Here is an 18,776-nt window from a genome sequence, read left to right as displayed (position 1 = left end):
CCACGGGTGACGGTGCCGCTTGTCCGGATGACCGGAAGCGGGCGAGGGGGCACCCCCGGCCGGAGGTTGGGGGAGGGTGGGACGCCGCAGGCGTCACGGTGCCGCGGGCGCCGATGTACCCGCACCCCCGCCGGAGGCGCGACGGCACACCCGCCGTCAGGCGATGAGTTCGGCGATGGCCGCCGTCAGCCATGCCCTCTCGGCGGTGCCGGTCGCGCGGGCGACGGTGAGCATGCCGCGGCGGAAGAGGTCGCCCGCGTCCTCGGCGCGTACCGGCTCGCCGTCGTCGTAGAAGAAGCTCGCGGGCTCCTGGAGGAAGTCCAGCCGGCGCTGGAGGACGGCGGCCTGGGCCGCCGGGTCGTCGAGGTGGCGGAGGAAGGCGAGGAAGGCGTTGAAGCGGGTCGAGTCGGTGATCTCGACCGGCTTGGGGTCGCGGAGCCGGTCGCGGAGCCGGGCGCGTCCGGCGTCGGTCAGGGAGAGGACGCGGCGGGGGGCGGCGCCCGCGCCCGGTTCGGTGTGCTGGTCGAGCAGGCCCGCCGCCGTGAGGCGGCTGATGGCGGGGTAGAGGGCGCCGTCGCTGACCGGGCGGACATGGCCGCTCAGTCCGGTGATGCGCTCCTTGAGCTCGTAGCCGTGCAGGGGCTCCTCGTGGAGGAAGCCCAGGATCGTCAGTTCCAGCACCGGTTCGTCCCGTCCTTGCGGTGGCGTGTTCTCTCATGGTATCTCTAATCGAGTTACCGCGAATCGATGTATTCACAGAGGGGGGACGTCCATGAAGCGTCATCGGCTGCTGTCGCTCGCCTGCCCGGTGTACTTCGAGCTGCTCGCCGGAGTCGTCGCGGGGATCATCGACATGCTGTGGGTGGCCCGGCTCGGCGGGGCGGCGGTGGCGGCGGTCGCGGTCGCGACCAATACCGAGAACTTGCTGCTCGGCGTGATCATGATGGCGGCGTCCGGCACCACGGTGCTCGTCGCGCACGCCGCCGGAGCCCGGGACCCGGGCGCGGTGCGCTCGGCGGTACGCGGTGGGTGGGCGCTGTTCGCGCTGATCACGCCGGTGGTCGCGATCGGCGGATGGCTGTTCAGGGAACCGGTCGCCCGTCTGGTGCTCGGAGGGCACGATGGGGCCGCGCCGGACCTGGCGGCCGGCTACTTCGCGGTCTCGCTGCCGGGTGTCGCGGTCTTCTTCGCCCAGAACGTCCTGGACGGCATCCTCAAGGGGACCGGCGACACCCGCACGCCGATGCGGCTGGCGTTCCTGGCCAACGCGCTGATCCTCGTCCTCGACCCGCTGCTCATCTACGGTCTCCTCGGCCTGCCGGAACTCGGGGTCCAGGGCGCCGCTCTGGCCACCGTCGCCGGCCGGTCCGTCGCGCTGGCCGCGGGCTTCGCCGCACTCCGGCGCAACCGGCTGCTGCGGGAGGCGGCGCAGGCGCGTCCCGCGTACGGTACGGCCGGGGCGCTGCGCAGGACCGCCGCCACCGGGCTGCCGATGTCGGGGGACTTCCTGGTCAGAATGGCCGGTTCGCTGGCGATGGTGGCGATCGTGGCGCGGCTCGGTGTGAGCTCGGTGGCTGCGTACGGGATCGCCACCAAGGCGATGTACGTGGCGACGATGTCGTTCTACGCGGTGCGTCAGGCCGCGTCCATTCTCACCGCCCGCGCCCTGGGCGGCGGGCGCGACCAGCGGGCCGCGACAGGGCGGCAGGCGGTGCTGACGGGCGGCGCGCTCGGCGCCGGAGCGGCGGTGGTGCTGCTCGCGGTGGCGCCCTGGGTGATGCGGGTGTTCGGCGCGCAGGGGGAGGTGGCCGCGGCGGGGACGTTGTTCCTGCGGTGCGTGGGGCCGTACCTGGTCCTGCTGTCGTGCTTCATCGCGCTCGGCGGCGTGTTCGAGGGCAGCGGCGGGAGCCGGTTGCTGGTGCGGGTGACGCTGGTTGGTGCCACGGTGCAACTGACGCTCGCGTACGCGCTGTCCGGGCTGGGGCTGCCCGGGGTGTGTCTGGCCATGGGGCTGAGCGCCGCGCTGCAGTGTGCGGCGGTGGCGGGGCTGTTCGTGCGAATGGGGCGTCAGCGGGAGGTGAGCGCGGGGGCGCGGGTGCCGGCGGCGCGCTGACGGGGCAGCCCTTCGGGGCCGCGTACGGAGGACGTCCACAGCCGGCGGCAGGCGGTCACGGAGGCGACGGCCAGCATTCCGTCGCGCAGGACGAGAAGGCCGACCCCGAGCCAGTCGCTCGCGACCACATGGGAGAAGAGGAGCGGGAACTCCAGCAGGGTGAGGCCGGTCGCGATGAGCACCAGCGCGGCCGGTACCCGCTGCACGCTGGCCCGCAGCGTCATGCACAGCGCGGCCGTGCCGACCAGCCAGACCAGGTACTGCGGGCTGATGACCCGGCTGGTGACGGTGAACACCAGCACCGCCGCGAAAGCCGCGTCGTACGGTGTCGCGGCCGTGAAGTGCCGGGCCCGCAGCCGCCACAGCAGCAGCCAGCAGAACGCGGCGGCGGTCAGCGCCAGCGCCAGGGCGCCGGCCAGGCCGACGAACGGGCCGAGGAATTCCACCGAGCCGAAGTTGAGCAGCACCTGGCCCCGCCAGCCGAAGTGCCGGGCCAGATGGAAGGGGAGCGCGCCGAGCGACTCGACCTCGGTGCCGCGTCGCCGCTGGAAGATCAGGAAGGCGAACGCGCCCGGCATCGTCGCGACGAACAGCAGCGCCGCGAAGGCGGCGGCGGACCCGGCGGCGGCCGCCGCCCGCCGGGTGGCCCGGCCGGGCGGGGCGCCGATCAGCAGCAGCAGCGGCCACACCTTGAGCATCGCGCCGAGACCGGCGAGCGCCCCCGCCGCCCGGGGGCGGCGGGCCAGCGCCAGCATCGAGGCCACCGCCACGGCTGTGACCACCAGGTCGTAGCGCGCGTACGCGGTCGGCCCGAGCAGCGCCACCCCGGCGACCCAGACCCAGGCCCCGGTGAGCCGCCGCCCCGCGCCCCGGCCCGCCCGCAGCAGGGCCGCGAACACGGCGGCGTCGGCGGCGCACACCAGCCAGAAGAAGGCCGCCGCGTAGCCCAGGAACGGCAGCAGGGCGGGGGAGAGCACGACGAGAGCGGCGGCCGGCGGGTACTGCCAGGTCACATCGTCCAGCGGAAAGGTGCCCGTGCTCAGGACCTCGTACCAGCCCTGGTAGATCACGGACACATCCACGGTGACATCGGGGCCCGGCAGGGTGACGACGTGGAAGACGCACAGCAGCAGTGCGCAGCGCGTGGCCGCCCAGGCGAGGACTGCCCGATTCCTGGACCTGCTGACGCGTGCGGTGCTCACCGGTGCATCATGCTGCCGGAGGGCTGGGAGGGGGCCCGCGACGCGACGGCGGCGCCCAGTAGGGTGAAGGCTCGTTCACGAGGGGGAGGCGTCGAACGGTGGTTCCGGTTCAGGTCGTCCAATCTCAGTCCGTGCCGGAGAGCGCGGTGTCCGCGCCCATCGCGCGGCAGCAGGACCGAATACGTACGGTCGCCCTCACCGTGCTCTGCTTCGCCGCCGTACTGGCCGTGGGGCTGCAGCAGTGGGCGACCGTCCGCATCGGCGGATTCGACCTGGGGATCTTCGACCAGGCGGTCCGCGAATACTCCCATTTCCATCTGCCGCGCTCGGCCATCAAGAACTACCACCATGAGTTCCCGCCCGGATTCTCCCTCCTGGGCGATCACTTCTCGCCGATTCTCGCCCTCCTCGCCCCGCTGTACTGGGTGTGGGACGACCCGCGCATGCTGATCGGCGCCCAAGCGGCGCTTTTCGCCGCGGGCGTGCCGGTCGTCCGGCGGATCGCGCGGCACTGCTTCGCGGCGGCGCCCCCGGTCACCGCCCGCCGGGCCGCCGATCTGAGCTGCCTGGTCTACGGTCTTGGCTGGCCGCTGCTGCGTGCGTCGGGTGTCGGCTTCCACGAGGTCGCGTTCGCCGTCCCGCTCACCCTGCTGATGCTGGAGCGCGGCCTGGCCCGCCGCTACGGTGCGGTGCTGGTCTGCGCCGCCCTGCTGTGCTGCGTCAAGGAGGACCTGGGGCTGCTCGCGGCGGCGTACGGGGCGGTACTCGGCGGCCCCGGCAGGCGCTCGGGGGACCGGTCCGCGGTCCGCTGCGGCCTGGTCCTGCTCGTCCTGGGGCCGGTGGCGTCGCTGCTCGCGATCCGGGTGCTGATACCGGCGATGGGCGGAGTGTCCGGCTACTACTGGAACTACGGCGCCCTCGGCCCGGACATGGGTGCCGTCGCGATGCGGTTCGTCACCGATCCGGTCACCGTGTTCGCGGTGGGCGTCGACCACTCGGAGAAGGTCGCGCTCCTGCTGTGGCTGCTGGGGTCGCTGCTCCTGCTGCCGCTCGGGTCCGCCACCTTGTGGTGCGGGGTCCCGCTGCTGGCCGAGCGGCTGTTCTCCGACAACCCCAGCCATTGGGCGACCACCCACCACTACGACGCCTTCGTGTGGCCGGTCCTGCTGGTGGCCGCGCTGGAGACCGCGGCCCGGCTGCACCGGCGCCGCGTCGAGTGGCCGGTCGCGCGGTGGACGCTGGGGGCCGCGGCCTGTTCCCTGCTGCTGTCGGTCCCCTTCGGCCTGGGCGCTCTGGTGCTTCCGGCCGCCTGGACGCCCAACCCCTCCGAGCAGGCGCTCGCCGATGCCGTGCACCTCGTACCGACCGGCGCCACCGCCGAGGCGGACAACAACGCCGTGCCCCGGCTGACCAACCGCACCAAGGTCGTCATCGCGGACTCGACGCCGCGCGACGCCGAGTACGTCCTGATCCAGACGGTGTCGAAGACCTTCCCCTTCGCGACGGTGGACGAGCAGCGCGACCGTGTCCGGCTGCTGCTCGGCAACGGCTACACGGCGGTGTGGTCCAAGGACGGCGTCATTCTGCTGCACCGGGCGGAGCCCGCCCTCCCGGTGCCCGGCGCGCATGTGCCGGGCAAGGACAGCGTGCCGGTCAAGGAGCCGGAGGTCCGTCCCTGACCGGAGCCGGCGGGCCCGGGGGTCCTGGGCCCGTCCCGCCGCCGTCGGCTACTCTCGGCGGCGATGGACAAGACCTTGATCGTCACCAATGACTTCCCGCCCAGGCCCGGCGGCATCCAGGCGTTCGTGCACAGCATGGCGCTGCGGCTGGATCCCGGACAGGTGGTCGTCTACGCCTCGACGTGGAAGGGCGGCTCCGACGGCGGTGAGGTCGCGCGCTTCGACGCCGAGCAGCCGTTCCCGGTGATCCGCGACCGTACGACGATGCTGCTGCCCACCCCCGCGGTGACGCGGCGCGCGGCCGGGCTGCTGCGTGAACACGGCTGTACGTCGGTGTGGTTCGGAGCGGCCGCGCCGCTGGGGCTGATGGCCCCGGCGCTGCGCAGAGCGGGCGCGCGGAAGCTGGTCGGCACCACCCACGGCCACGAGGCGGGGTGGGCGCAGCTGCCCGCGAGCCGGCAGCTGCTGCGCCGGATCGGCGAGGGCACGGACACGATCACCTATCTGGGGGAGTACACGCGGTCCCGGATCGCGAAGGCGCTCACGCCCGCTGCGGCGGCGCGGATGGTGCAACTGCCGCCCGGCGTGGACGAGAAGACCTTCCACCCGGGCTCGGGCGGCGCCGCGGTACGGAACCGGCTCGGGCTCACCGGCCGGCCGGTGGTCGTCTGCGTCTCGCGGCTGGTACCGCGCAAGGGGCAGGACACGCTGATCCTGGCCATGCCGCGGATCCTGGCCGCCGTACCGGACGCGGTGCTGCTGGTGGTCGGCGGCGGTCCCTACGCCAAGGACCTGGCCGACCTCGCGGCGCGCACCGGGGTCGCCGAATCGGTGATGTTCACCGGTTCGGTGCCGTGGGAGGAACTGCCCGCCCACTACGGCGCAGGTGATGTCTTCGCGATGCCGTGCCGGACGCGCCGCGGCGGGCTGGACGTCGAGGGGCTCGGGATCGTCTATCTGGAGGCGTCGGCGACCGGGCTGCCGGTGGTGGCGGGCGATTCGGGCGGCGCCCCGGACGCGGTGCTGGACGGCGAGACCGGATGGGTCGTGCGCGGGGGTTCACCCGGCCAGGCGGCGGACCGGATCGTCACGCTTTTGGGCGACCCGGAGCTACGGCAGCGGATGGGCGAGCGCGGCCGCGGATGGGTCGAAGAGGCGTGGCGCTGGGACATTCTGGCGGAACGTCTGAAGTCCCTGCTGTAAACGCCGGCGGGGCTTGAGTTCTCAAGCCCCGCCAGGGGGCACCTCCCAGCGGTAGCTGGGGGAATTTGAGGCGAACCCGCGCGCTCAGTGCTGGTAGAGCTCTTCGATCTCGGCCGCGAAGTCCTTCATGACAACGTTCCGCTTCAGCTTCAGCGACGGTGTCACATGGCCGGTGACCTCGGTGAACTGGGTCGGCAGGATCCGGAACTTGCGCACCGACTCGGCCTTGGAGACCGCCGCGTTGCCCTCGTCCACCGCGTGCTGCACGGCGGCCAGCAGCTCCGGGTCCGCCGCCAGCTCGGCCACGGTGCGGCCGGCCTTGCCGTGCTGCTCTGCCCAGCGGGGCAGGAACTCCTCGTCCAGGGTGACGAGGGCGGCGATGAACGGCTTTCCGTCGCCGACCACCATGCACTCGGCGATCAGCGCGTCGGCCCGGATCCGGTCCTCGATCACCGCGGGGGCGACGTTCTTGCCGCCGGCGGTGACGATGATCTCCTTCTTGCGGCCGGTGATGGACAGATAGCCGTCCTCGTCGACGGTGCCCAGGTCACCGGTGTGGAACCAGCCGTCGGAGACCGCGTCGGCGGTGGCCGCCTCGTTGTTCCAGTAGCCGGTGAACAGGTGCTCGCCGTGCAGCAGCACCTCGCCGTCGTCGGCGATCCGCACCGTCGAGCCGGGCAGCGGCTGGCCGACCGTGCCGATCTTCGTACGGTCCCAGGGGTTGAACGCGGTGGCCGCACAGGACTCGGTGAGCCCGTAGCCCTCCAGGACGGTGAAGCCGATGCCCCGGTAGAAGTGCCCGAGCCGCTCGCCCAGCGGCGCGCCGCCCGAGATGGCGTGGGTGGCGCGGCCGCCGAGCACGGCACGCAGCTTGCTGTACACCAGCCGGTCGAAGACCTTGTGCTTGAACTTCAGGCCGACCGACGGGCCGGCGGCGGAGTCCAGCGCGCGGCTGTAGGCGATCGCGGTGTCCGCGGCCTTGTCGAAGATCTTGCCCTTGCCGTCGGCCTGCGCCTTGGCCCGCGCCGAGTTGTACACCTTCTCGAAGACCCGGGGCACTCCCAGGATCATCGTCGGGCGGAAGGCGGCCAGCTCGTCGGTGAGGTGCTTGATGTCGCTGACGTGCCCGAGCTTGATCGGGGCCATCACACTCGCCACCTCGACCAGCCGGCCGAAGACGTGGGCGAGCGGCAGGAAGAGCAGGACCGACGACTCGCCGGTCCTGAACAGCGGCGCCAGCCGCTCCACCACATTGCCGCACTCGGCGAAGAAGGCCCGGTGGCTCAGCACACAGCCCTTGGGGCGGCCGGTGGTGCCGGAGGTGTACACGATCGTGGCGGGGGAGTCCGCGACGGCGGTCGCGCCGCGCTCGTCCACCACCGTGTCGGAGATGTCGGTGCCGGTGGCCACCAGTTGCTCCACGGCGCCGGAGTCGATCCGCCACACATGTTTCAGCTGGGGCAGCCGGTCGTGCACCGAGGCGACGGACGCCTCATGGGTACCGGACTCGACGATGCAGGCCACGGCGCCCGAGTCGCCGAGGATCCACTCGACCTGCTCGGCCGAGGATGTCTCGTACACGGGCACGGCGACCGCGCCCGCACTCCAGATCGCGAAGTCGAAAAGTGTCCATTCGTACCGGGTGGGGGACATCAGAGCTACCCGGTCGCCGGGCTGCACACCGGAGGCGATGAGCCCCTTGGCGGTGGCGCGGACCTCGGCGAGGAACTCTGTGGCGGTGACGTCCTGCCATTCGCCGCCCGCGTTCTTGCGGGCGATCACCGGAACAGCTGGGTGCTGAGCGGCGTTGCGGCGGATCAGATCCGTCAGGTTGCCGTCCGCGGGGACCTCGTAAAGGGCCGGAAGGCTGAACTCACGCAAGGCTGGTGCTCCTCATCGGCGCGACGGCGCACCCGGAGGGATAGTTGGACGGCCTGGACGTTACCCACCGGTAAAGCTTTCGCGATAGGGGTGCAGTACAGATGTTTTATGCATCACATGCCCAGGGTGCGGCTGAACGCTCCGGGAACAGTAGTCCAGACCACCGGTAACCCGCAGGTAACCGGCGATAGGGTGACGGCCATGCGGGTCCATGTGGTGAGTGATGTCCATGGCGCGGCGGAGGCTCTGGCCAGGGCCGGAGACGGCGCGGACGCGCTGATCTGCCTGGGCGACCTCGTGCTCTTCCTCGACTACGCCGATCACTCGCGGGGGATCTTCCCCGATCTCTTCGGCGCGGCGAACGCGTCGCGGATGGTCGCGCTGCGTACCGCCAAGCGTTTCGAGGAGGCCCGCGCCCTCGACCGTGAGCTGTGGACGGGCATCGACCGGCGCACCGCCATCGAGACCGCCGTCCGCAAGCAGTACGCCGAACTCTTCGCCGCGTTTCCGGTGCCGACGTACGCCACCTACGGCAATGTCGACATTCCTGAGCTGTGGCCCGAATACGCCGCCGAAGGCACCACCGTCCTCGACGGCGGGACCGCCGAGATCGGCGGCCTGGTCTTCGGCTTCGTCGGCGGCGGCCTGCGCACCGCCATGCGGACCCCGTACGAGATCGACGAGGCCGCGTACGCCGAGAAGGTCGCCGCGCTCGGACCGGTCGACGTGCTCTGCTCGCACATCCCGCCCGCCGTGCCCGAGCTCTGCTACGACACCGTCGCCCGCCGCTTCGAACGCGGCAGCGAGGCGCTGCTCGGGGCGATCCACGCCACCCGTCCCAAGTACGCGCTCTTCGGCCACGTCCACCAGCCGCTGGCCGCGCGGATGCGGATCGGCAGGACCGAGTGCGTCAATGTCGGCCACTTCAACGCCACCCGCAGGCCATGGGCGCTCGAGTGGTGAGTGCCGTGGTGACGGCTGTCCGACCGGTAGGCGGTAGCCTGCACCAGCAGACACAGACATACGGCGCGAAGTCCCGGAGGGGCCACGGCGATGGCGGAACACACCAGCTCGAGCATCACGATCGAGGCGGCCCCGGCCGACGTCATGGGCGTCATCGCCGATTTCCACCGGTATCCGGAGTGGACCGGTGAGGTGAAGGAGGCGGAGATCCTCTCCACCGACGGCCAGGGCCGGGCCGAACAGGTCCGGCTGCTCCTGGACGCCGGCGCCATCAAGGACGACCACACCCTCGCCTACCGCTGGGTCGGCGACAACGAGGTCCACTGGTCGCTGGTCAAGTCCCAGATGCTGCGCACCCTCGACGGCTCCTACTCGCTCGCCCCGCTGGCCGGCGGCACGCGCACCGAGGTCACGTACCAGCTGACCGTCGACGTCAAGATCCCGATGCTCGGCATGATCAAGCGCAAGGCCGAGAAGGTCATCATCGACCGCGCTCTCGCCGGCCTGAAGAAGCGCGTCGAATCCGGCCCGCCCGACAAGAGCTGAGGGCCGTGCGCACGGTCCTGGTCACCGGCCCCGGGGGTGCGGGCCGCACCACGGCCGCCGCCGCCACGGCGGTGAGCGCGGCCCGGCAGGGCGCCCGCACCCTGCTGCTGTCCACGGACCGCGGCGCGTCCCTGGACACCGTCCTCGACGGGGCGGCGGCCGCCGTGCCCGGCCTGCGGGCGCACCGGATCGACACCCAGGCGACCTTCCGCGCCGACGCCCGGGACGTGCAGTCCCGGCTCGGTTCGCTCCTCGACCTGCTGGGCGCCGAGCCCCTGGACCCCGAGGAACTCACCGAACTTCCCGGCGCCGACTCGCTGGCCCTGCTGCGCGCGCTGCGCGAATCGGCCGACGGCTCCGCCGGCTGGGACGTCGTCGTCGTCGACCTGCCGGCCACCCCCGCGGCGCTCGCCGCCCTCGCGCTCCCCGAACAGCTGCGCCGCTACCTCGCGCGCCTCGTCCCCGTACAGCGCCAGGCGGCCCGGGCGCTGCGCCCGGTGCTCGCCCAGCTCGCGGGCGTGCCGATGCCGGCCCAGTGGGCGTACGAGGCGGCCGAGCGCGCCGACCGGGAACTCGCCGCAGCGCAGGCCGTGGTGGAGGCCGCCGGCACCACCGTGCGGCTCGTCGTGGAGCCCGGGGCGGCCGCGGCCGATGCGATCAGGACGGCCCGCACTGGACTGGCGCTCTTCGGGCACCGGCTGGAGGCCGTGGTCGCCAACCGGCTGCTGCCCGACGGTTCCCCCGACCCCTGGCTCGCCGATCTGTCCCGCGCCCAGCACAAGGAACTCGCCGCCCTGCGCGCCGAATTGGCCGGAACCGGTACGGCGGTCCATGAACTGCCGCACCTGGGACGGGAACCGCGTGGCGCGGCCGACCTCACCGCGCTCGCCGCCGTACCGCCGGGACCACAAGCGGAACCGGGACCGGAAGCGGAAGGGGAAGGGGAAGGGGAACCAGAGAGGGAAGCGGAGCGGGGCGCGCCGCTGCGGCGCGCCGACGACCCCTGGACCGTGCAGGACCAGCTGGGCGCCGAAGGCCACTTTCGGTGGCGGCTGCCGCTGCCCGGCGCCACGCGCGAGGGACTCGGCCTGGTCCGCCGCGGCGATGAACTCGTCATCGACGCGGAAGGTTTCCGCCGGATCCTGCCGCTGCCCTCCGGTCTGCGGCGCTGCACCGTCAGCGGCGCAGCGCTGCGCGACGGCGCGCTGGACGTCCGGTTCGCCCCGGATCCCGACCTCTGGCCGCGCTGAACGAAGTGCGTCCGTTCGGGTACCTTCGGTAGAACAACCCCGGAGCGCCGCGAGGGAGACCGTCATGAGCGAGACCGCCGACCGGCCCGAAGCCGACGCGTGGGCCAAGGCCAGCGCCGAGGACACCGCCGCAGAACACGCCCGGCGGCGTGAGCAGGCCGGACAAGGTGTCGGCAGCGCCGCCGAGGAGCTGCGACGCCTCGCCGAGGCCGTCTCCGAGAGGCTCGCCGAATTCCGCAACCCGGCGGTGACGCTCGCCGCCCAGACGGTGATCTCGCAGGTCAAGTCGGTCGTCGAGCCGATTCGTGAGCGCAACCCCGAGGTCTTCGAGCACCTGTCGTCGGCCGGCGTGGAGCTGCTCGCCGCCTACCGCTCGGCCGTCGCGGGACACGAGACCCGGTGGACCGCCGGGGACACCACGTCCGCCAGGGACACCACCGCCGGACGCCGCGCCTCCGACACACCGCCCGGCTCATCCACCGGCTCATCCAGTGAGCACATCGACCTCGACTGACCTCCCCTCCGGTACGGTTGGCTGCAGCGGGGATCGACCGAAAACTGAGGGACACATGGGACTCACCATCGGCGTCGACATCGGCGGCACAAAGATCGCGGCCGGCGTAGTCGATGAGGACGGCTCGATTCTTGAGACGTGCAAGGTGCCGACCCCGGCGACCCCCGAGGCGGTCGTGGACGCGATCGCGGACGCGGTGCGCACCGTCAGCACCGACCATGAGGTCGATGCGGTCGGCATCGGCGCGGCCGGCTACGTGGACGACAAGCGTGCCACCGTGCTCTTCGCACCGAACATCAACTGGCGGCACGAAGCCCTCAAGGACAAGGTCGAGCAGCGCGTCGGTCTCCCCGTCATCGTCGAGAACGACGCGAACGCGGCGGCGTGGGGCGAATACCGGTTCGGCGCGGGCCAGGGTCACGACGACGTCGTATGCATCACCCTCGGCACCGGCCTCGGCGGCGGCATCATCATCGGCGGCAAGCTGCACCGCGGCCGGTTCGGCGTGGCGGGCGAGTTCGGCCACGTACGGATGGTGCCGGACGGACTGCTGTGCGGCTGCGGCAGCCAGGGCTGCTGGGAGCAGTACGCCTCCGGGCGTGCTCTCGTCCGCTACGCGAAGCAGCGCGCCGCGGCGACGCCGGAGAACGCGGAACTGCTGCTCTCCCTCGGCGACGGCACCCCCGAGACCATCGAGGGCAAGCACATCAGCGAGGCCGCGCGGGGCGGTGACCCGGTAGCGATCGACTCCTTCCGGGAGCTGGCCCGCTGGGCGGGCGCGGGCCTTGCCGACCTGGCCTCGCTCTTCGACCCGTCGGCGTTCATCGTCGGCGGCGGGGTCTCGGACGAGGGCGAGCTGGTGCTCGACCCGATCCGCAAGTCCTTCCGCCGCTGGCTGGTCGGCGGCCAGTACCGGCCGCACGCCCAAGTGCTCGCCGCACAGCTGGGCGGCAAGGCAGGACTGGTCGGCGCCGCCGACCTGGCCCGCCAGGGCTGACGGCCATGCTCGCGGACCTGCCGCCCTCGGCCACCGAGCCCGGTTCCGCGGTGGTCCGCGTGCTCAGCTACAACATCCGCTCCATGCGGGACGACAGGGGGGCGCTCGCCCGGGTCATCCGGGCCTGCGCCCCCGATCTCGTCCTCATCCAGGAAGCGCCGCGCTTCTTCCGCTGGCGCAAGGCCGCCGCCTGGCTCGCCCGCGAGTCGGGCCTGGTCACTGTCACCGGTGGCGCCACCGCCGCGGGCCCGATAATCCTCGCTTCGCTCCGGGCCCATGTCGAGCGCACCGAGGACGTCCTGCTGCCGCGCACTCCCGGCCTGCACCAGCGCGGCTTCGCCACCGCCGTCGTACGGATCGGCGGCGCCCGGCTCTCCGCCCTCAGCTGCCACCTCAGCCTCAGTGCGGGGGAGCGAGACGAACAGTCCGCGCTGCTCCTGCAGCGGCTCGCGGAGCTGGGCGAGCCGTATGCCGTGGCCGGCGGCGACCTCAACGACCACCCCGACGGACGCGCCTTCGGCCGGCTGTCGGCGGAGCTCCAGGACGCCTGGGCCACCAAGCCGTGGGGCGGCGAGTTCACCTCGGTGCCGGACAACCCCCACCAGCGCATCGACGCGATCTTCGCGACCCATGGCGTCGAGGTGCTGGGGTGCGGGGTGCCGCACGGTCTTCCGGGCGTGGATCCCGCGGACCTGCTGGCCGCCACGGACCACCTGCCCCTGCTGGCCGCGCTCAGGATCCCGGCAGTCGCCGGCCCGTCCGGCGTCTGAGGACGCGCGGCTTACGACAGCCCGCGGCTTACGACAGCCCGCGCTTTACGACAGCAGGTGGTCAGACGACCGCGCCGCCACCCGGCAGCTCGTCGTCGTCCTCTCCCGTGCGCATCCGCGCGACGAGCGTGGCGAAGCCGCCGACGAAGCCACCGACGCCCAGCGTCATGACCCACCAGGTCATCTCCTGCCCGAGCAGGATGAACGCGAGCAGCAGCACCGGGCCACCGAGGACCGCGAGCCAGGCGAACTTGGTGGTGACATCGGCATGGGGGAGCGGCGGGGGCTCGGGCGGCACAAAGTGGCCCTCGTCCTCGTCGTCCGGCACCGTGTGGTCGCGCGGGCCCCGGATCACCGGGTGGATGACGATGCTGCGGGTCGGCGGCCCGGAGCCGGTGTCCTTGCCGGTGTCCCGAGTGGGCGTCAGGTTCTCCGAGTCGGGCCAGGAGCCGGTGCCGGGCCCGGGCTCGTCGTCGAAGCCCGCGATCAGCTCCGCCCAGGCGGCGTCCTCGTCCAGCGGCGGCCGCGCCGCCCCGCCGGCGGTGTCCGCGACGGCCGGCTCGGGGACGTCGGGGGCGGTCTCGTCCGGTACCTGGTCCTCCTCGCGCTCAGCCACTGGCGGTTACCTCCTTGTCCACCGCGGGCGCCAGGCGCCGGATGAAGTCGTAGGACTCCTCGAAGATCTGCTCCGCGTCGTGATCGAGGGTGGCCACGTGATAGCTGCGCTCCAGCACCCGCTCGGTGATGTCGCCGGAGGAGACCTTGCTGAGGACCACGGCGGAGTTCGACGGGTGGACGACATGGTCCACCCGGCTGTGCAGCAGGAGCAGCGGCTGGGTGACCTGCGGCAGCGCGCCCCTGACGATCTTCCAGAAGCGGCTGAGGGAGTGGACGGCGTGCAGCGGCGTCCGCTCGTAGCCGACCTCCAGGCCGCCCTCCTTGGCGATGTCACTGGCGATGCCCGGCACCGACGGCACCACATGGCGCAGCACCGGAACCGCCTTGAGCTGGAGGCTGTCGGCCTTGACCGACGGATTCACGAGCACGATCCCGCTGATCTCGTCGCCGTGCAGGGCGGCCAGCCGCAGTGTCAGGGCGCCGCCCATCGACATGCCGCAGACGAAGACCTGCGAGCAGCGGGCGGACAGCGCGCCCAGTTCGCGGTCGACCTCGGCGTACCAGTCCTGCCAGCCGGTCTGCTGCATGTCCTGCCACCGGGTGCCGTGACCCGGCAGCAGCGGCACGGAGACGGTCAGACCGCGGGCCGCAAGGTATTCGCCCCAGGGGCGCATGGACTGCGGTGTGCCGGTGAATCCGTGACACAGCAGGACACCGATGTCGCCACCGTCGTGGCTGTACGGCTCGGCTCCGGGCATGAGCGGCACCGTGGGACTCCTGTTCGCCGCGGAAGGGTGGCAGGAGTTCAGCGTACGCGGCCCCGATACCCCCCGGTAAGCCCCGCCGCGTGGACGTGGGGAGTGCCGGGGCCCAACTGGCGTTAAGGTCTTTGCGTCAGCTACAGGAGGTCCTCGGTTGTTCTACGGCGCGATGAAGCTCGCGATCGGCTCGCCGCTCAAGCTCGCCTTCCGCCCCTGGGTGGAAGGACTCGAGAACATCCCCAGGGAGGGGCCGGCGATCCTTGCCAGCAATCACCTCTCCTTCTCGGACTCCTTCTTCCTGCCGGCGATGCTCGACCGGCCGGTCACGTTCATCGCCAAGGCGGAGTACTTCACCTCCCCGGGTGTGAAGGGCAAGCTGACGGCCGCGTTCTTCAAGGGCGTCGGCCAGCTCCCGGTGGACCGCTCGGGCGCGCGCGGCGCGGGCGAGGCGGCGATCAACAGCGGGATCCAGGTACTGGAGCGCGGCGAGTTGTTCGGCATCTACCCCGAGGGCACCCGTTCGCCCGACGGCCGGCTCTACCGGGGCAAGCCCGGCGGCCTGGCCCGGGTGGCCCTGGCCTCCGGCGCGCCGGTGATCCCCGTCGCGATGATCGACACCGAGAAGGTGCAGCCGCCCGGCAAGGTGCTGCCCAAGATCTCGGTGCGTCCCGGCATCAGGATCGGCAAGCCGCTCGACTTCAGCCGCTACCACGGCATGGAGGGCGACCGCTTCATCCTGCGCTCGGTGACCGACGAGGTCATGTACGAGATCATGAAGCTGTCCGGCCAGGAGTACGTGGACATCTACGCCACCGCCGCGAAGCGCCAGATCGCGGAGGAGGCCAAGCGGCAGGCCGAGCTGGAGAAGGCCGAGAAGGCGCAGCAGGAGGCAGCCGACAAGGCGCAGCAGGACACGGACGGCAAGGACGGCAAGGACGGCAAGGACGGTCCGGCCGGGGCGTAGCAGGGCCCGCCGGGGGAGGGGAGCGGCGATGACGAGGGCGATACGGATGTCCGTCGAGCAGCCGCTGTGGCGTGCGCTGACCGCCTACCGGGTGCTCACCCTCGCCTACGCGCTGGCCCTTTTCGGCGACGCCTACGGGGACTACCGCCACCCGCTGGTCGCCGGCGGCTACATGGCGGGGCTGACCGTCTGGACGCTCCTCACCCTCGGCCGGGTGCGGTCGGCGGAGCGGTGCACCAAGCGCTTCCTCGTCGCCGACCTGACCATCGCGCTCACCGGCATACTGCTCACCCCGGTGGTCGACACCCATCTGCGGATCGTCGAGGGCAGCCCGACACTGCCGTCCATCTGGACGGCCGGCTCCGTCCTCGCCTTCGCGATCAAGGGCGGCTGGCGCTGGGCCGCGGTCGCCTCCACGCTCGTCGGCATCGCGAACGTCGTCGAACGCGGCGCCTTCGCCCGCGACAGCCTCCACAACGTCCTGCTGGTGTGGGTGGCGAGCATCGCCATCGGCTACGTCGTCGAGGTCGCCCGCGCCAGCGAGCGGACGCTGGCCCGCGCGCTGCAGATCGAGGCGGCCACCCGCGAGCGGGAGCGGCTCGCCCGCGACATCCACGACAACGTGCTCCAGGTGCTGGCCATGGTCCAGCGGCGCGGCAGCGAGGCGGGTGGCGAGGCCGCCGCGCTCGGCCGGATGGCCGGCGAACAGGAGGCCGCCCTGCGGGCGCTGGTCTCCGACGGTTTCGTCCCCAACCCGCGGCATCCCGAGAACGCCGCTGCCGTCCGCCGCGGCCGGCTGCTCGCCGCGCTGCGCTCGCGGACAGGCGCGGCCGAGGCCGACGAGGAGGCCGAGGACGCGGCGCTCGGCCCCTGTGATGTACGGGCCCTGCTCACGCCCTTCGGCAGCTCCCAGGTGACGATCTCGGCGCCCGGAACTCCCGTCCTGGTGGACGCGCACGCCGCCGCCGAGATCGCGGCGGCGGTCGGCGCCGCGCTGGACAACGTACGCACCCACGCCGGTGAGCGGGCCCACGCCTGGATCCTGCTGGAGGACGAGCCCGACGAGATCCTCGTCAGCGTCCGCGACGACGGCCCCGGCTTCCCCAACGGCCGGCTCGCCGACGCGGAACAGGAAGGCCGTCTCGGCGTCGCCCAGTCCATCCGCGGCCGGCTGCGCGACCTCGGCGGCACCGCCTCCCTCATCACCACCCCCGGCCAAGGCGCCGAGGTCGAACTCCGCCTCCCCAAACGGCGCCCGTCGCACTGGTCGACCGGCTGACGCGACCGGCTGACGCGACCGGCTGACGCGACCGGTCGGCGCGGCCGGCCGGGGTGGTCGAACCGGCCGCGTTTGTAGAGTTGCTCCCGGCACGGGGAGTTGGCCGGACGAGAGGCGGGCACATGGCGGGGGACACACGACCGGAGCAGGACCACACCGTGAAGGTGATGGTGGTCGACGACCATCCGATGTGGCGGGACGCGGTGGCCAGGGATCTGGCCGAGGCGGGTTATCAGGTGGTGGCCACGGCCGGGGACGGTCCCGAGGCGGTGCGCAGGGCCAAGGCGGCGATGCCCGAGGTGATCGTGCTGGACCTGAACCTGCCGGGGATGTCCGGGGTACAGGTGTGCAAGGACGTGGTCGCGGACAATCCCGCACTGCGGGTGCTGGTGCTGTCGGCGAGCGGCGAGCACGTGGACGTCCTGGAGGCCGTGAAGTCCGGCGCGACCGGCTATCTGCTGAAGTCCGCGGGCCGCGACGAGCTGGTGGAGGCGGTGCGCAGGACGGCGATCGGCGACCCGGTGTTCACACCGGGGCTGGCCGGGCTGGTCCTGGGCGAGTACCGGCGGCTGGCGTCCGACCCGGCCCCCGTGTCGTCGGACGAGCCGGAGGCGCCGCGGCTGACGGACCGCGAGACCGAGGTGCTGCGGCTGGTCGCGAAGGGGCTGAGCTACAAGCAGATCGCGGAGCGGCTGGTCATATCGCACCGCACGGTGCAGAACCACGTACAGAACACCCTCGGGAAGTTGCAGCTGCACAACCGGGTGGAACTGGTGCGTTACGCGATCGAGCGCGGCCTCGACGGCGAATGACCCGGTTCGCACCATGCCGCTTGTGACCCAAGTCACGCTAGCGTTGCCGGGGTTGGATTCCGTCATGGCAACGCAACGCAGCGCTGGCGAAGGGAAGAGTCCATGCGGGTCGGAGTACTGACCGGTGGTGGTGACTGCCCCGGTCTCAATGCGGTCATCCGGGCGATCGTCCGCAAGGGCGTCCAGGAATACGGCTACGACTTCATCGGCTTCAGGGACGGCTGGCGAGGCCCCCTCGAAGGCGACACCGTGCGGCTCGACATCCCCGCGGTGCGGGGAATCCTGCCGCGCGGTGGCACCATCCTCGGTTCCTCGCGCACCAATCCGCTCAAAGTGGAGCACGGCATCCGCAGCGTCAAGGAGAACCTCGCCGCCTTCGAGGTCGACGCGCTCATCGTGATCGGCGGCGAGGACACCCTGGGGGTCGCCGCGACACTCTCCGACGACCACGGCATTCCGTGCGTCGGCGTTCCCAAGACCATTGACAACGATCTGTCCGCCACCGACTACACCTTCGGATTCGACACGGCCGTCAACATCGCCACCGAGGCCATCGACCGGCTTCACACCACCGCCGAATCGCACATGCGTGTTCTGGTCGTCGAGGTGATGGGCCGGCACGCCGGCTGGATCGCCCTCCACTCGGGCCTGGCCGGCGGGGCCAACGTCATCCTCATCCCGGAACAGCGCTTCGACGTCGAGCAGGTCTGCGGCTGGGTGGAGAGCCGGTTCAAGATCCGTTACGCGCCGATAGTGGTCGTCGCGGAGGGCGCCATGCCCAAGGACGGCGACATGGTGCTCAAGGACGGCACCCTGGACTCGTTCGGCCACGTCCGGCTGTCCGGCGTGGGCGAATGGCTCGCCAAGGAGATCGAGCGGCGCACCGGCAAGGAGGCCCGCACCACGGTGCTCGGGCACGTCCAGCGCGGCGGGACCCCCAGCGCGTTCGACCGCTGGCTGGCCACCCGGTTCGGCCTCCACGCCATCGACGCGGTGCGCGACGGGGACTTCGGGAAGATGGTCGCGCTGCGCGGTACGGACATCGTCCGGGTGCCGATAGCGGAGGCCACGGCACGCATCAAGACGGTCGATCCGAAGCTCTACACGGAGGCCGGGGTCTTCTTTGGCTGAACCTTGAACTCCGCTGCTTGCAGCAGACGATCAGTGCGCCTTATTCTCCGTCCACCCGGCTTGTCCGGCCGCTTCGTTTTCCCCTTTGAGCAC

General features: G+C 71.9%; 18 protein-coding genes. 13 read left to right on the top strand and 5 right to left on the bottom strand.

What is annotated here, in order from left to right:
- Window positions 1–156: 156 nt before the first annotated feature.
- Window positions 157–681 carry a PadR family transcriptional regulator gene (locus QMK24_RS06245; protein WP_283464149.1) on the bottom strand — a complete coding sequence of 175 codons (525 nt, stop codon included), beginning with the start codon at window positions 679–681 and terminating at the stop codon, window positions 157–159.
- Between the two features lie 91 nt (window positions 682–772).
- Here QMK24_RS06245 and QMK24_RS06240 point away from each other — a divergent pair, with 91 nt between their 5' ends.
- The gene (locus QMK24_RS06240) at window positions 773–2,113 is read left to right on the top strand and encodes an MATE family efflux transporter (RefSeq protein WP_283464148.1); all 1,341 of its coding nucleotides are present in this window, start codon (window positions 773–775) and stop codon (window positions 2,111–2,113) included.
- Here QMK24_RS06240 and QMK24_RS06235 read toward each other — a convergent pair.
- Window positions 2,068–3,315, bottom strand: a complete 1,248-nt coding sequence (locus tag QMK24_RS06235; protein WP_283464147.1) for a glycosyltransferase 87 family protein — start codon at window positions 3,313–3,315, stop codon at window positions 2,068–2,070. The two genes, QMK24_RS06240 and QMK24_RS06235, sit on opposite strands and share 46 nt — an antisense overlap.
- A 131-nt stretch (window positions 3,316–3,446) precedes the next feature.
- On the opposite strand from QMK24_RS06235, the gene QMK24_RS06230 reads away from it, so the two are divergent.
- Both QMK24_RS06230 and QMK24_RS06225 read left to right on the top strand, forming a co-directional pair.
- On the top strand, window positions 3,447–4,994 hold the full coding sequence (locus tag QMK24_RS06230) for a DUF2079 domain-containing protein (protein ID WP_283464145.1): 1,548 nt from the start codon (window positions 3,447–3,449) through the stop codon (window positions 4,992–4,994).
- Window positions 4,995–5,057: 63 nt separating this feature from the next.
- On the top strand, window positions 5,058–6,197 hold the full coding sequence (locus QMK24_RS06225; RefSeq protein ID WP_283464144.1) for a glycosyltransferase family 4 protein: 1,140 nt from the start codon (window positions 5,058–5,060) through the stop codon (window positions 6,195–6,197).
- 84 nt (window positions 6,198–6,281) lie between these two features.
- Here QMK24_RS06225 and QMK24_RS06220 read toward each other — a convergent pair whose 3' ends face one another.
- Window positions 6,282–8,078 (bottom strand): AMP-dependent synthetase/ligase, encoded by a 1,797-nt coding sequence (locus QMK24_RS06220; RefSeq protein ID WP_283464143.1) that lies wholly within the window; start codon window positions 8,076–8,078, stop codon window positions 6,282–6,284.
- A 201-nt stretch (window positions 8,079–8,279) separates the two neighbouring features.
- Here QMK24_RS06220 and QMK24_RS06215 point away from each other — a divergent pair, with 201 nt between their 5' ends.
- The 6 genes from QMK24_RS06215 (at window position 8,280) to QMK24_RS06190 (ending at window position 13,118) form a co-directional block, all read left to right on the top strand.
- Window positions 8,280–9,041 carry a metallophosphoesterase family protein gene (locus QMK24_RS06215; RefSeq protein ID WP_283464142.1) on the top strand — a complete coding sequence of 254 codons (762 nt, stop codon included), beginning with the start codon at window positions 8,280–8,282 and terminating at the stop codon, window positions 9,039–9,041.
- Window positions 9,042–9,131: 90 nt separating this feature from the next.
- The gene (locus tag QMK24_RS06210; RefSeq protein WP_283464141.1) at window positions 9,132–9,587 is read left to right on the top strand and encodes an SRPBCC family protein; all 456 of its coding nucleotides are present in this window, start codon (window positions 9,132–9,134) and stop codon (window positions 9,585–9,587) included.
- 5 nt (window positions 9,588–9,592) lie between these two features.
- Entirely contained in the window at window positions 9,593–10,837 is a 1,245-nt protein-coding gene (locus QMK24_RS06205) for an ArsA family ATPase (RefSeq protein ID WP_283464139.1), read from the top strand.
- A 64-nt stretch (window positions 10,838–10,901) separates the two neighbouring features.
- Window positions 10,902–11,351, top strand: a complete 450-nt coding sequence (locus QMK24_RS06200; RefSeq protein WP_283464137.1) for a DUF5304 family protein — start codon at window positions 10,902–10,904, stop codon at window positions 11,349–11,351.
- Window positions 11,352–11,406: 55 nt separating this feature from the next.
- Window positions 11,407–12,348, top strand: coding sequence for an ROK family glucokinase (locus QMK24_RS06195; RefSeq protein ID WP_283464136.1), 942 nt, complete (start codon window positions 11,407–11,409; stop codon window positions 12,346–12,348).
- A gap of 5 nt (window positions 12,349–12,353) precedes the next feature.
- Window positions 12,354–13,118 (top strand): endonuclease/exonuclease/phosphatase family protein, encoded by a 765-nt coding sequence (locus QMK24_RS06190; RefSeq protein ID WP_283464135.1) that lies wholly within the window; start codon window positions 12,354–12,356, stop codon window positions 13,116–13,118.
- A gap of 61 nt (window positions 13,119–13,179) precedes the next feature.
- Here QMK24_RS06190 and QMK24_RS06185 read toward each other — a convergent pair whose 3' ends face one another.
- A complete protein-coding gene (locus QMK24_RS06185) occupies window positions 13,180–13,734 on the bottom strand; it encodes a hypothetical protein (RefSeq protein WP_502962473.1) in 555 nt (184 codons plus the stop codon).
- Window positions 13,727–14,503: an alpha/beta hydrolase gene (locus QMK24_RS06180; RefSeq protein ID WP_283464134.1), complete on the bottom strand. Its 777-nt coding sequence runs from the start codon at window positions 14,501–14,503 to the stop codon at window positions 13,727–13,729. Before QMK24_RS06180 ends, QMK24_RS06185 begins: the two co-directional genes overlap by 8 nt.
- A gap of 148 nt (window positions 14,504–14,651) precedes the next feature.
- Between QMK24_RS06180 and QMK24_RS06175 the strand changes: the two genes are divergently transcribed.
- The 4 genes from QMK24_RS06175 to QMK24_RS06160 all read left to right on the top strand — a co-directional run bounded on the left by QMK24_RS06175 (window position 14,652) and on the right by QMK24_RS06160 (window position 18,683).
- The gene (locus tag QMK24_RS06175) at window positions 14,652–15,461 is read left to right on the top strand and encodes a lysophospholipid acyltransferase family protein (RefSeq protein ID WP_283464133.1); all 810 of its coding nucleotides are present in this window, start codon (window positions 14,652–14,654) and stop codon (window positions 15,459–15,461) included.
- A 28-nt stretch (window positions 15,462–15,489) separates the two neighbouring features.
- A complete protein-coding gene (macS, locus tag QMK24_RS06170; protein ID WP_283464132.1) occupies window positions 15,490–16,740 on the top strand; it encodes a MacS family sensor histidine kinase in 1,251 nt (416 codons plus the stop codon).
- 122 nt (window positions 16,741–16,862) lie between these two features.
- Window positions 16,863–17,552, top strand: coding sequence for a response regulator (locus QMK24_RS06165; RefSeq protein ID WP_283464131.1), 690 nt, complete (start codon window positions 16,863–16,865; stop codon window positions 17,550–17,552).
- A gap of 102 nt (window positions 17,553–17,654) precedes the next feature.
- A complete protein-coding gene (locus QMK24_RS06160) occupies window positions 17,655–18,683 on the top strand; it encodes a 6-phosphofructokinase (RefSeq protein WP_283464130.1) in 1,029 nt (342 codons plus the stop codon).
- The last annotated feature ends 93 nt before the right edge of the window (window positions 18,684–18,776 follow it).

Origin of the sequence: Streptomyces sp. PH10-H1, from assembly GCF_030063355.1 — a bacterium.
Taxonomy (GTDB): Bacteria; Actinomycetota; Actinomycetes; order Streptomycetales; family Streptomycetaceae; genus Actinacidiphila.
Note: the sequence above shows the minus strand (reverse complement) of the source record. Positions and strands in the feature narration are given on the sequence as shown.

What these genes read in the sequence shown, in the direction of transcription:
- macS (WP_283464132.1), top strand. Translation starts at nt 15,490, where the DNA reads ATGACGAGGGCGATACGGATGTCCGTCGAGCAGCCGCTGTGGCGTGCG.
- QMK24_RS06225 (WP_283464144.1), top strand. Translation starts at nt 5,058, where the DNA reads ATGGACAAGACCTTGATCGTCACCAATGACTTCCCGCCCAGGCCCGGC.
- QMK24_RS06160 (WP_283464130.1), top strand. Translation starts at nt 17,655, where the DNA reads ATGCGGGTCGGAGTACTGACCGGTGGTGGTGACTGCCCCGGTCTCAAT.
- QMK24_RS06190 (WP_283464135.1), top strand. Translation starts at nt 12,354, where the DNA reads ATGCTCGCGGACCTGCCGCCCTCGGCCACCGAGCCCGGTTCCGCGGTG.
- QMK24_RS06195 (WP_283464136.1), top strand. Translation starts at nt 11,407, where the DNA reads ATGGGACTCACCATCGGCGTCGACATCGGCGGCACAAAGATCGCGGCC.
- QMK24_RS06215 (WP_283464142.1), top strand. Translation starts at nt 8,280, where the DNA reads ATGCGGGTCCATGTGGTGAGTGATGTCCATGGCGCGGCGGAGGCTCTG.
- QMK24_RS06240 (WP_283464148.1), top strand. Translation starts at nt 773, where the DNA reads ATGAAGCGTCATCGGCTGCTGTCGCTCGCCTGCCCGGTGTACTTCGAG.
- QMK24_RS06200 (WP_283464137.1), top strand. Translation starts at nt 10,902, where the DNA reads ATGAGCGAGACCGCCGACCGGCCCGAAGCCGACGCGTGGGCCAAGGCC.
- QMK24_RS06165 (WP_283464131.1), top strand. Translation starts at nt 16,863, where the DNA reads ATGGCGGGGGACACACGACCGGAGCAGGACCACACCGTGAAGGTGATG.
- QMK24_RS06210 (WP_283464141.1), top strand. Translation starts at nt 9,132, where the DNA reads ATGGCGGAACACACCAGCTCGAGCATCACGATCGAGGCGGCCCCGGCC.